Source organism: Streptomyces roseolus (assembly GCF_014649855.1).
Taxonomy (GTDB): Bacteria; Actinomycetota; Actinomycetes; order Streptomycetales; family Streptomycetaceae; genus Streptomyces; species Streptomyces roseolus.
Map to the genome: position 1 here is coordinate 22467 of NZ_BMTV01000004.1, position 11701 is coordinate 34167.

An 11701-nucleotide genomic window follows, 5' to 3' on the forward strand; every position below is an offset into this window, starting at 1 on the left:
CGCCCTCGCCTCCGCGCCCTGTCCCGGGGACGCGGACGGCCCGGATCTCAGCCGGTCGTCAACGCCCCCGCGGGGGTGTCGGCGACCGAGTCGATCCGGGCCATCGCGTCCTCGGCGCCGTACGGCGTGAGGTAGGGCAGCCACCGCGGGTCCCGGTGGCCGGTCCCGATGATCCGCCAGGCCAGGCCGGTGGGCGGCGCGGGCTGGTGGCGCAGCCGCCAGCCGATCTCCCGCAGGTGCTTGTCGGCCTTGAGGTGGTTGCAGCGGCGGCAGGCCGCCACCACGTTCTCCCAGGCGTGCGTCCCTCCCCTGCTGCGCGGGATGACGTGGTCGACGCTGGTCGCCACTCCCCCGCAGTACATGCAGCGCCCGCCGTCGCGTGCGAAGAGGGCCCTGCGGGTCAGGGGAACGGGCCCCCGGTAGGGGACCCGCACGAACCGCTTCAGCCGTACCACGCTGGGCGCGGGGACGATCTGATGCTCGCTGTGCAGGAAGGCGCCGGACTCCTCGATGCAGAGGGCCTTGTTCTCCAGTACGAGGACGAGTGCGCGGCGGAGCGGTACGACGCCCAGGGGCTCGTACGACGCGTTGAGGACCAGGACATGCGGCACGGATGCCTCCTATGGCGCCGGCGGCGCGTGGCTCGCGCCGGGACGAACTGCTCTCAGTCTCTCCTCATGCCTGGTCGGTGCGCCACCACGTTCCCGCGATCTCCGGGGACGGGGCGGACGTGTTCTCGACCACATCGGCATGTCTCCCGGGTATGTGCCCGGGTGAGGTCGGTCTCTCCCTCGAACAGGGCGGCCGGGTCACGTCCGACGCCCCGTTAGTGTGGATGGCCTGCGTACGCGATGCCTGGAGGTTGTCCCGTGTCCTGGTCAGTCCTGGCCGCCGCCACCGAACCCGAGCCGCTTCCGGTGACTCTGGACGAGGCGGCGGAGAAGGCCACCAACGCGGCCGGCTGGGTGGAGGAGAACTGGTCCACCTGGCTCAACACCGGTCTGCGGATCCTGCTGATCGTGATCGTCGCCCTGTTGCTCCGGTGGGCCGTCCGGCGCGCCCTGACGAAGCTGATCGAGCGGATGAACCGCTCCGCCCAGGCGGTGCAGGGGACGGCGCTCGGCGGACTGCTCGTCAACGCGGAGCGCAGGAGGCAGCGGTCGGAGGCGATCGGCTCGGTGCTGCGGTCGGTGGCCTCGTTCCTGATCCTGGGCACGGCGGGGCTGATGGTCCTGGGGGCCTTCGACATCGACCTGGCGCCGCTGCTCGCCTCGGCCGGTGTGGCCGGTGTGGCGATCGGTTTCGGCGCGCGGAACCTGGTGACGGACTTCCTCTCCGGCGTCTTCATGATCCTGGAGGACCAGTACGGCGTCGGTGACTCGGTCGACGCGGGCGTCGCCTCCGGCGAGGTCGTCGAGGTCGGGCTGCGGGTGACGAAGCTGCGCGGGATCGACGGCGAGATCTGGTACGTGCGCAACGGCGAGATCAAGCGCATAGGGAACCTCAGCCAGGGCTGGGCGACGGCGGCGGTGGACGTGACCGTCCGTCCGACGGAGGACCTGGACCGGGTGCAGTCCGTGATCGCGGCGGCCGGCGAGGCGATGGCCAAGGACGAGCCGTGGAACGAGCGGCTGTGGGGCCCGGTGGAGGTCCTCGGTCTGACCGAGGTGCTCCTCGACCAGATGACCGTCCGCGTCTCGGCGAAGACCATGCCGGGCAAGAAGCTGGGCGTGGAGCGCGAGCTGCGCTGGCGGATCAAGCGGGGCCTGGACGAGGCCGGGATCCGGATCGTCGGCGGGCTGCCCGCGCAGGTCGCGGAGGAGGCGCCGGCCGACCCGACGGCGGGCATGGCGGCCCCCTCGGTGTTCTCGAACGCGACGTCGCCGCAGTCGGCGGCGGCCACCCCGCTGCCGAGGCCGGACCTCCACAAGCCCTGACCCCGGCCCCTCCCCGGGCTTCGACACCCCCGCCGGTAACGCTTCGGTTGCCGTCGGGGGTGTGGTGCGTGTGCGGGTATTGACGGCCCGGTGGCGTCCGTCCTACCGTCCTCCCACCGGATAGGAAACTTTCCTAACAGTGTCGTCGGGAGCACGGTCGCCGCCAGGTGCCACCATGGGTCTCCCCGCGTCGAAGGGCAGGTGCGCACGTCATGGCAGGAACCCAGGGAACCCCTGGCACCCCGCGCGTCCTGCGGGCCATGAACGACCGCGCCGCGCTGGACCTCCTCCTGGAGCACGGCACGCTCTCGCGGACCCGGATCGGCAAGCTCACCGGCCTCTCCAAGCCGACCGCCTCCCAGCTCCTCGCCCGCCTCGAAGCGGCGGGCCTGGTCCGCGTCACCGGCACCACCGAGGGCCGCCCCGGCCCCAGCGCCCAGCTGTACGCCCTGAACCCGGACGCCGGATACGCCGCCGGGCTCGACGTCAACCAGCACCGCATCCGCGCCGCCGTCGCCGACGTCACCGGCGCCGTCGCCGGCGAGTACGAGCTCCGCACCGGGGGGCGTACCGGCGACGGCGTGGTCCGGCAGGTCACCGACGCCCTCGACGGGGCCGTCAAGGCCGCCGGGCTCACCCGGGCCGACGTCCGGCGCCTGGTCATCGGCACCCCCGGCGCCTTCGACCCCGCCACCGGACGGCTCCGGTACGCCTCCCACCTGCCCGGCTGGCACTCCCCCACCCTCCTGGAGGAGCTGGCCGCGGTCCTGCCCATGCCCTTCGAGTACGAGAACGACGTCAACCTGGTGGCCATCGCCGAGCGGGCCGTCGGCGCCGCCCGCGGCCACGAGGACTTCGTCCTGCTGTGGAACGAGGAGGGCCTCGGCGCCGCCCTCGTCCTCGGCGGCCGGCTGCACCGGGGCTTCACCGGCGGCGCCGGCGAGGTCGGCTTCCTGCCGGTCCCCGGCACCCCGCTGGTCCGCCGGGTCGCCCAGGCCAACTCCGGTGGCTTCCAGGAGCTCGCCGGCGTCCAGTCGGTGCCCCGGATCGCCCGCGCGGCGGGCATCGACACCCCCGAACGCCCCTATGTGCCGGTGGCGTGCGGGCTGCTCGCCCGGGCCGCCGAGAGCCCCGACGAGGGGCCGCACGCGGAGCTGCTCGACCGCTACGCCGAGCGGCTCGCCACCGGTCTCGCCTCGCTCACCGCCGTCCTCGACCCCGAGCTGATCGTGCTCTCCGGGGACGTCCTCGTCGCCGGCGGCGAGCCGCTGCGCGCCCGCGTCCAGACCGAGCTCGCCGACCTCGCGGCCTCCCGGCCGCGCCTCGTCCTCACCGCCGTCCCCCGCGAACCCGTGCTGCGCGGCGCGCTGGAGAGCGCGCTCGCCACCACCCGCGACGAGGTCTTCGACACCTCGCGCTGACCCGCCCCGCCCGCTCCTCCCCCCTTTCCCCTCAGCCCGCCCCAGGGAGACCCCGCCATGCCCGTACGCCCGCGCAGAACCGCGGCCGCGCTCGCCGCCGCCGCCTCCGTCGCCCTCCTCGCCTCCGCGTGTACCGGCTCCGCCGGCAACGCGGCGAGCGACGACCCCGAGGCCGAGACCACCCTCACCTTCTGGCACGGCTGGTCGGCGCCCTCCGAGGTCGAGGCGATCGAGGAGAACGTCGCCCGCTTCACCAAGGCCCACCCGAACATCAAGGTGAAGGTCGTCGGCAACGTCAACGACGACAAGCTCGGCCAGGCGCTGCGCGCGGGCGGCTCCAACGGCCCCGACGTGGTCGCCTCGTTCACCACGGCCAACGTCGGCAAGTTCTGCCACACGGGCGCGCTCGCCGACCTGAAGCCCTTCGTCGAGAAGGACGGGCTGGACCTCGACAAGATCTTCCCGAAGGTCCTCCAGGACTACACGCAGTTCGAGGGCAAGCGCTGCACGATGCCGCTGCTCTCGGACGCGTACGGGCTCTACTACAACAAGGACGCCTTCAGGAAGGCCGGGCTCGACCCGGAGGCCCCGCCGAAGACCTGGTCCGAGTTCACCGAGGTCGCCAAGAAGCTGACGAAGGCGAAGGGCGACTCGTACGAGCAGCTCGGCTTCATGCCGAACTACCTCGGCTACGAGACGGTCGTCTCGCACTACATGTCGCAGTGGGGCCACGGCGGTTACTTCGACGCGGACGGCAAGTCGACGGCGGCGTCCGACCCGGCGTTCGCCGAGATGATGACGTACCAGAAGTCGCTGGTGGACGCGCTCGGCGGCTTCCAGAAGCTGGACAAGTACCGCACCACCTTCGGTGACGAGTGGGGCGCCAAGCACCCCTTCCACACCGGCCAGGTCGCCATGCAGCTGGACGGCGAGTGGCGGCTGAACTTCACCGAGGAGGCCAAGGTGCCCTTCGAGGTCGGCGTGGCGCCGCTGCCGGTCGCCGACGACGAGGTCGCCGAGTACGGCAAGGGCTACCTCTCCGGCACGATCATGGGCATCGCGCCGCAGTCGAAGAAGCAGAACGCGGCCTGGGAGCTGGTCAAGTACATGACCACGGACACCGAGGCGGTGGTGGGCTTCGCCAACGCCATCGGGAACGTCCCCTCCACCCTGGAGGCCCTGAAGTCCCCGGACCTGAAGCTCGACCCCCGCTTCCAGACCTTCCTGGACATCGCCAAGCACCCGAAGTCCACCACCTCGGACGGCGCGGTGAACGGCTCGGCGTACCAGGACACCCTCCAGAAGTTCGCCCAGCAGTACGAGAAGGGCCAGGTCACCGACCTGAAGAAGGGGCTCGCCGACACCGCCGCCCAGATCGACCGCGACATCGCCGCGGCGAAGTGACGGCCGGACACCGCTCATGAGCACGGACACCCTGCCCGCGAAGGAGGCGGCCTCCCCGGCCGCCTCCGGCCCCGGCGCCGCGGCCGGCCGGAACACGCTGCGTGCCCGGCGCCGGCTGGGCGCGCTGCGCACCCTGGCCTTCATGTCGCCCTGGCTGATCGGCTTCGGCTTCTTCTTCGCCTACCCGCTCGTCTCGACCGTCTACTTCTCGCTGATGAAGTACGACGGGCTCAACCCGCCCGTATGGCGCGGCCTCGCCAACTGGGAGTACGTCCTCACGTCCTTCCCGCAGTTCTGGCCCGCCCTGCGGAACACCCTCTGGCTCGCCGTCGTGATGGTGAGCTGCCGGGTCGTCTTCGGACTCGGCGTCGGCATGCTCATCACGAAGATCAAGACGGGCGCGGGGATCTTCCGCACCCTCTTCTACCTGCCGTTCCTCGCCCCGCCGGTGGCGGCGACGCTCGCCTTCGTCTTCCTGCTCAACCCCGGCACCGGGCCCGTCAACGCCCTCCTGGAGGGCATCGGCCTGCCCGCCCCCGCCTGGTTCACCGACCCGGCCTGGGCCAAGCCGGCCCTGACCCTCCTCGCCGTGTGGGGCATCGGCGACCTCATGGTCATCTTCATGGCCGCCCTGCTCGACGTGCCCAAGGAGCAGTACGAGGCCGCCGAGCTGGACGGCGCGGGCCCCTGGCAGCGGTTCCGGCACATCACGCTGCCGAACATCTCGCCGATCATCCTCTTCGCGGTCGTCACCGGGATCATCGGCGCGATGCAGTACTACACGCAGCCGATCGTGGCCTCGAAGGTCGCCTCGGGCAACATGGGCGGCTCCGGTCAGACCTTCGTCCCCGGCTATCCGGACGACTCCACGCTGACCCTGCCGCAGCTCGTCTACAGCCTCGGCTTCAGCCAGTTCAACTACGGCGCGGCCTGCGTGGTGGCGCTCGTGCTCTTCGCCTTCTCCATGGCCTTCACCGCGCTGCTCATGCGCCGGCGCGGCGGCCTGATCGGCTCGGGTGACTGAACCATGACCGTGTCCCCGACCGCGCCCGCCGCCCGGACGGCCCGCCGCAAGGAGCTGCTGCACTGGATCGCCGTGCACTCCCTCGGGATCGCCGCGGCCCTCTTCTTCGTGCTGCCGTTCGTCTTCGTCCTGCTCACCTCGCTGATGAGCGACCAGCAGGCGCTCACCCGCGACCTCACCCCGGACTCCTGGCACTTCGAGAACTACCTCAAGGTCTTCGAGACCGACGGCTTCCTCACCTGGTGGAGGAACTCCCTGCTGTACGCGGGCCTCGGCACCGTCCTCGTCGTGGTCTCGTCCGTGCCCGTGGCGTACGCGCTCGCCAAGTTCCGCTTCCGCGGCCGGCACCTGTCGCTGCTGCTCGTGATCTCGATGATGATGCTGCCGCCGCAGGTCGTGATCATCCCCATGTACCTGTTCTGGGCCCAGCAGATGGACCTGTCGGGGACGCTGTGGCCGCTGATCCTCCCGATGGCCTTCGGCGACGCCTTCGCGATCTTCCTGCTGCGCCAGTTCCTCCTCACCATCCCCGACGAGTACGTCGAGGCGGCCCGGATCGACGGCTGCGGCGAACTGCGCATCCTGCTGCGGGTCGTGCTGCCGATGGCGAAGCCGGCCGTCGCCGCCGTCGCCCTCTTCCAGTTCTTCTACTGCTGGAACGACTACTTCGGGCCGCAGATCTACGCCTCCGAGAACCCGGCCGCCTGGACGCTCAGTTACGGCCTGGAGTCCTTCAAGGGCGCGCACCACACCGACTGGAACCTGACCATGGCCGCGACCGTCCTGGTCATGGCCCCCGTGATCCTCGTGTTCTTCTTCGCCCAGAAGGCGTTCGTCGAGGGAGTCACCCTGACCGGAGTGAAGGGCTGATACCGGAATGAAGCTCGCTGTCGTGGGGGGCGGGTCCACCTACACCCCCGAACTGATCGACGGATTCGCGCGGTTGCGCGACACCCTGCCCCTCACCGAACTCGTCCTCGTCGACCCGGCCGCCGACCGGCTCGACCTCGTCGGCGGGCTCGCCCGCCGGATCTTCGCCAAGCAGGCCCACGAGGGCAGGATCACCACCACGACCGACCTCGACGCCGCCGTCGAGGGCGCCGACGCCGTCCTCCTCCAGCTCCGCGTCGGCGGCCAGGCCGCCAGGAACCAGGACGAGACCTGGCCCCTGGAGTGCGGCTGCGTCGGCCAGGAGACCACCGGCGCCGGCGGCCTCGCCAAGGCGCTGCGCACCGTGCCCGTCGTCCTCGACATCGCGGAGCGGGTCCGGCGCGCCAACCCGGACGCCTGGATCATCGACTTCACCAACCCCGTCGGGATCGTCACCCGCGCCCTGCTGAAGGCCGGGCACAAGGCCGTCGGCCTGTGCAACGTGGCCATCGGCTTCCAGCGGAAGTTCGCGGGGCTCCTCGGCGTGGCCCCGTCCGAGGTCCACCTCGACCACGTGGGCCTCAACCACCTCACCTGGGAGACCGGCGTCCGGCTCGGCGGCCCCGAGGGCGAGGACGTGCTGCCGCGGCTGCTCGCCGAGCACGGCGACGCCCTCGCCGCCGACCTGCACCTGCCGCGCCCCGTCGTGGACCGGCTCGGCGTCGTCCCCTCGTACTACCTGCGCTACTACTACGCGCACGACGAGGTCGTCGAGGAGCTGCGCACCAGGCCCTCGCGGGCCGCCGAGGTCGCCGCGATGGAGAAGGAACTCCTGGAGATGTACGGCGACCCGGCGCTCGACGAGAAGCCGGCGCTGCTCGGCAAGCGCGGCGGCGCCTTCTACTCGGAGGCGGCCGTGGACCTGGCGGCCTCGCTGCTCGGGGGCGCGGGCTCGCCGTACCAGGTGGTGAACACCCTCAACGCCGGCACGCTGCCGTTCCTGCCGGACGACGCCGTCATCGAGACGCAGGCGGCGGTCGGCACGGGCGGGGCGGTGCCGCTGCCGGTCGCGCCGGTGGACCCGCTGTACGCCGGGCTGATCGCGAACGTGTCGGCCTACGAGGACCTGGCGCTCGACGCGGCCCTGCGCGGCGGCCGGGAGCGGGTCTTCAAGGCGCTGCTCGCGCACCCGCTGGTCGGGCAGTACGCGTACGCCGAGCAGCTCACCGACCGGCTGATCGCGCACAACCGGGAGCACCTGGCGTGGGTGTGAACGGGACGCTGCTCGCGGTCGACGCGGGCAACAGCAAGACCGACGCGGCGGTGCTCGCGCCGGACGGCACGGTCCTCGGCTCGGCGCGCGGCGGGGGGTTCCAGCCGCCGGTGGTGGGGGTGGCGGCGGCGGTCGACGGGCTCGCGGAGATCGTGGGCCGGGCGGCGGCCGACGCCGGCGTGCCGCTGTCCTTCGCGCACGTCACCGCCTGCCTCGCCAACGCGGACCTGCCGGTCGAGGAGGCCGCCCTGGAGCGGGAGCTGCTGGGGCGGGGGTGGAGCGCTTCGGTGCGGGTCCACAACGACACCTTCGCGATCCTGCGGGCGGGGCTCGACGAGCCGCGCGGCGTGGCCGTGGTCTGCGGCGCGGGCGTCAACTGCGTGGGGATGACCCCGGACGGGCGGACCGCCCGCTTCCCGGCGATCGGGAAGATCTCCGGCGACTGGGGCGGGGGCGGCGGGCTCTCCGAGGAGGCCCTGTGGTTCGCGGCCCGCGCCGAGGACGGCCGGGGCGAGCCGACCGAGCTGGCGCGGGCGCTGCCCGCGCACTTCGGCCTGGAGTCGATGTACGCGCTGATCGAGGCGCTGCACCTGGACCGGATCCCGCACGGGCGGCGGCACGAGCTGGCGCCGGTGCTGTTCCGGGTGGCGGCGGAGGGCGACCCGGTGGCGCTCGGCCTGGTGCACCGGATGGCCGAGGAGGTCGTCGCCCTGTCGGCGGTGGCGCTGCGGCGGCTCGGACTCCTCGGCGAGGAGGCGCCGGTGGTCCTCGGCGGCAGCGTGCTCGCCGCCCGGCACCCGCAGTTGGAGGAGCGGATCCGCGAACTCCTCGCGGTGCGGGCCCCGAAGGCCGTGGTGCGGTTCGTGACCGCGCCGCCGGTGCTCGGCGCGGGGCTCCTCGCGCTGGACGAGTGGGGTGGTGCGGAGCCGGGGGCGGCGGAGCGGCTGCGGGAGCAGTACCCCGGCTGACCCCGCACCACGTTCACCTGTTCGAGCGATCCCCCGGGCGGAACCGACCCGGGGGATCGGGCGTTTTCGGAGTGGAGGGTGTTCGCGTCGGACGCGCGTCCGGTTCGAGCCGGGTGCGAGAGGACGTCGAGGGGAGTTCGAAGGGGGGGCACGGGGCTCCGGGGCGGCGGCGAGGGGGGCTCGACCGCCGAAGTCCCCCGCGCGTGGGGCACGATAGGCACAAGATCGTGTCATTCCCGGTGTGCGGCCGGGCCGCCTGCGGCCATACTGCTCGCCGGGGTCGATCGACGTCGAGACCGAGGGGGAGGTCACGTGACACAGCCACCGAGCGCGCCCGCCGCGGCGCCGCACGGGCCGGCGGCCGCGCCCGCGCGGCCGGTCGTGCCGGGGCAGGTCTCGCGCGCCGCCGCCGTCGGGGCCGCGCCGCCGCCGCCCGCGCGGGGCGCGTGGGCGACCGGGCGCGAGGTGCTGCGCGAGGCCGCGACGACCGAACCGGGACGGCTGCGGATCCTCGGGGCCGTCCTGGCGCTGCTCGTCCTCGCCCTCGGCACCGTCGCCGGACTGGAGGCGGCCGACCGGGCCGGCTCCGCCGAGGCCGTCGTCGGCAGCAGCCAGCCGCTGAGCGCCGACGCCGCCGCGATCTACCGCTCGCTGGCCGACGCCGACTCGACCGCCGCGGCCGGCTTCCTCGCCGGCACCCTCGAACCGGCCGAGTCCCGCGCCCGCTACGACCGCGACCTCGCCACCGCCTCCCGGCTCCTGGTGAAGGCCGCCGCGAACACCGACGGCTCCGACGAGTCGGCCCGCGAGATCACCGCGCTGGGCGAACTGCTGCCGCGCTACGCCGGGCTGATGGAGCGGGCCCGGGCCGCCAACCGTCAGGGCCTCCCCCTGGGCGGCGCCTACCTGCGGTACGCCAACCAGGAGATGACCACCCGGCTGCTGCCCGCCGCAGAACGGCTCTACGCGGCGGAGACCGCCCGGCTGCACCGGGACGACGACGACGCCCGCACCTGGCCCCACCTGGCGCTCGGCGTCGGAGTGCTCGCCCTCGGCGTCCTGGTGTGGGCGCAGCGGCGCGAGTACCGCCGGACCCACCGCGTGTTCAGCCGGGGACTGCTCGCCGCCACCGCCGCCACCGTGGTGGTGCTGCTCTGGCTCGCCGGGGCGCACGCCGTGGCCCGGGCCGCCCTGGGCTCGGCGCAGACCGAGGGCCAGCAGTCGCTCCAGCTGCTCAACGAGGCGCGGATCAGCTCCCTCAAGGCCCGCGCCAACGAGAACCTGACGCAGGTCGCGCGGGGTGCGGTCCTCACCGAGGACGGCAAGGACGACAAGTACGAGGCGGAGTACGCGAAGGGCATGGCGGCGCTCACCGACGCGCTGGCCCGCGCGACGCGGCTCGCCGAGGACGAGGCCGGCCGGACGCCGCTGACCGAGGCCACGGCCCGGGCCGGCGAGTGGCGCGAGCGGCACGCCGCCGCGCGGAAGCTCGGCGAGGCGGGCGACTACCAGGCAGCCCTGGACCGGATCATCGGCCCGAAGGGGACGGACGGGGCGAAGGAGTCGGCCGGCTGGTCCTTCGACCAGGTCGACGCGGCCCTGGAGCGGGCCCTCGCCCACGAGCAGGAGCAGTTCACCCGCTCCGCGCGCGGCGCGGTGGACGCGCTGACCGGGCTGCCGCTCGGCGCGGCCGCGCTCGGCGCCCTCGGCGCCCTCGGCGCGGTGCTCGGCATCAACCGAAGACTGTCGGAGTACCGGTGAGAGGAGGCGGAATGACACCCGACGACGAGCCGGTGGCGCGGCGGGCGGCCCGGCGGGCGCGCGGCTGGGGCGGGGTGGCGGCGATGGGCGTGGCCTGCGCGCTGACCGCCTCCCTGACCCTGCTGCCGCTGACCCGCGGCGGGGACGCCGCCGCACCCACCGGTCCCTTCGGGCCGGGCCCCGGCGCGGGCACCGCCCTCCAGGCCAAGGCCGACACCTGCGAGAACCCTGAGGCCTCGCTGCGGCCCTCGACCGAGGACGGCCCCTCGGTCACCGCGATCAAGCAGCGGGGCAAGCTGATCGTGGGCGTCGACCAGTCCAGCTACCGCTGGGGCTTCCGCGACCCGGAGACCGGCACCCTGGAGGGCTTCGACATCGCCCTGGCCCGGGCGATAGCCAAGGACCTGCTGGGCAGCGAGGACGCGGTCGTCTTCCGCGCGGTGCCCACCAACCAGCGGATCGCCGCCCTGGACGGCGGCACCGTGGACCTGGTGGTCCGCACGATGACCATCAACTGCAAGCGGATCAAGCAGGTGGCCTTCTCCACCGCCTACTTCCGGGCCGGCCAGCAGGTCCTCGCCCCGAAGACCTCCCCGATCACCGGCCACGACGCCTCCCTGAAGGGCCGCCGGATCTGCACCGCCGAGGGCTCCACCGCCCACGAGGCGCTGGTGGAGCGGTCCTTCGGCGCGATCATCGAGGACGAGGGCGAGGGCACTCCCGCCGACCGGAACCTGCTGACCGTGCCCAACCAGCTGGACTGCCTGGCCCGGCTCCAGATGGGCGAGGTCGACGCGATCGTCACCGACAACGCCCTGGCGGCCGGACAGGCCGCGCAGGACCCGGCGGTGGAGCTGAAGGGGGAGCCGTTCACCGAGGAGTACTACGGGGTGGCGGCCAGGCTCGGCAACGACGACCTGGTGCGCCGGGTCAACAAGGTCCTGGAGGACTACCGCAAGGGCCGCTGGCAGGAGGCGTACGGGGTCTGGCTGGAGGCCGGGCTCGGGAAGGCCGAGCCGCCCGAGCCGCTGTACAAGTAGGCC

General features: G+C 73.1%; 10 protein-coding genes. 9 read left to right on the forward strand and 1 reads right to left on the reverse strand.

Annotation, left to right across the window (positions count from 1 at the left end; genetic code table 11):
• Positions 1 to 47 precede the first annotated feature (47 nt).
• Complete coding sequence (locus IE245_RS05565; protein ID WP_043230089.1) at positions 48 to 611, reverse strand: HNH endonuclease; 564 nt, start codon at positions 609 to 611, stop codon at positions 48 to 50.
• Between the two features lie 258 nt (positions 612 to 869).
• Between IE245_RS05565 and IE245_RS05570 the strand changes: the two genes are divergently transcribed.
• The 9 genes from IE245_RS05570 (at position 870) to IE245_RS05610 (ending at position 11698) form a co-directional block, all read left to right on the forward strand.
• Positions 870 to 1937, forward strand: a complete 1068-nt coding sequence (locus tag IE245_RS05570) for a mechanosensitive ion channel family protein (RefSeq protein ID WP_189945603.1) — start codon at positions 870 to 872, stop codon at positions 1935 to 1937.
• Positions 1938 to 2149: 212 nt separating this feature from the next.
• Positions 2150 to 3358 (forward strand): ROK family transcriptional regulator, encoded by a 1209-nt coding sequence (locus IE245_RS05575; protein WP_189945604.1) that lies wholly within the window; start codon positions 2150 to 2152, stop codon positions 3356 to 3358.
• Positions 3359 to 3415: 57 nt separating this feature from the next.
• The gene (locus IE245_RS05580; protein ID WP_189945605.1) at positions 3416 to 4762 is read left to right on the forward strand and encodes an ABC transporter substrate-binding protein; all 1347 of its coding nucleotides are present in this window, start codon (positions 3416 to 3418) and stop codon (positions 4760 to 4762) included.
• A gap of 16 nt (positions 4763 to 4778) precedes the next feature.
• Positions 4779 to 5786 (forward strand): carbohydrate ABC transporter permease, encoded by a 1008-nt coding sequence (locus IE245_RS05585; RefSeq protein WP_189945606.1) that lies wholly within the window; start codon positions 4779 to 4781, stop codon positions 5784 to 5786.
• A gap of 3 nt (positions 5787 to 5789) precedes the next feature.
• Positions 5790 to 6656 carry a carbohydrate ABC transporter permease gene (locus tag IE245_RS05590; protein ID WP_189945607.1) on the forward strand — a complete coding sequence of 289 codons (867 nt, stop codon included), beginning with the start codon at positions 5790 to 5792 and terminating at the stop codon, positions 6654 to 6656.
• Between the two features lie 7 nt (positions 6657 to 6663).
• Positions 6664 to 7929: a 6-phospho-beta-glucosidase gene (locus tag IE245_RS05595; protein WP_189945608.1), complete on the forward strand. Its 1266-nt coding sequence runs from the start codon at positions 6664 to 6666 to the stop codon at positions 7927 to 7929.
• Positions 7920 to 8897 carry an N-acetylglucosamine kinase gene (locus IE245_RS05600; protein ID WP_189945609.1) on the forward strand — a complete coding sequence of 326 codons (978 nt, stop codon included), beginning with the start codon at positions 7920 to 7922 and terminating at the stop codon, positions 8895 to 8897. The genes IE245_RS05595 and IE245_RS05600 overlap by 10 nt, the downstream gene beginning before the upstream one ends.
• Before the next feature lie 312 nt (positions 8898 to 9209).
• Positions 9210 to 10658, forward strand: coding sequence for a GlnX family signal transduction membrane protein (locus IE245_RS05605; RefSeq protein ID WP_189945610.1), 1449 nt, complete (start codon positions 9210 to 9212; stop codon positions 10656 to 10658).
• Positions 10659 to 10669: 11 nt separating this feature from the next.
• Positions 10670 to 11698, forward strand: a complete 1029-nt coding sequence (locus tag IE245_RS05610; protein WP_189945611.1) for a glutamate ABC transporter substrate-binding protein — start codon at positions 10670 to 10672, stop codon at positions 11696 to 11698.
• Positions 11699 to 11701 lie beyond the last annotated feature (3 nt).

Coding starts and splice junctions, on each gene's coding strand:
- IE245_RS05575 (WP_189945604.1), top strand. CDS start 2,150: ATGGCAGGAACCCAGGGAACCCCTGGCACCCCGCGCGTCCTGCGGGCC.
- IE245_RS05580 (WP_189945605.1), top strand. CDS start 3,416: ATGCCCGTACGCCCGCGCAGAACCGCGGCCGCGCTCGCCGCCGCCGCC.
- IE245_RS05585 (WP_189945606.1), top strand. CDS start 4,779: ATGAGCACGGACACCCTGCCCGCGAAGGAGGCGGCCTCCCCGGCCGCC.
- IE245_RS05590 (WP_189945607.1), top strand. CDS start 5,790: ATGACCGTGTCCCCGACCGCGCCCGCCGCCCGGACGGCCCGCCGCAAG.
- IE245_RS05595 (WP_189945608.1), top strand. CDS start 6,664: ATGAAGCTCGCTGTCGTGGGGGGCGGGTCCACCTACACCCCCGAACTG.
- IE245_RS05610 (WP_189945611.1), top strand. CDS start 10,670: ATGACACCCGACGACGAGCCGGTGGCGCGGCGGGCGGCCCGGCGGGCG.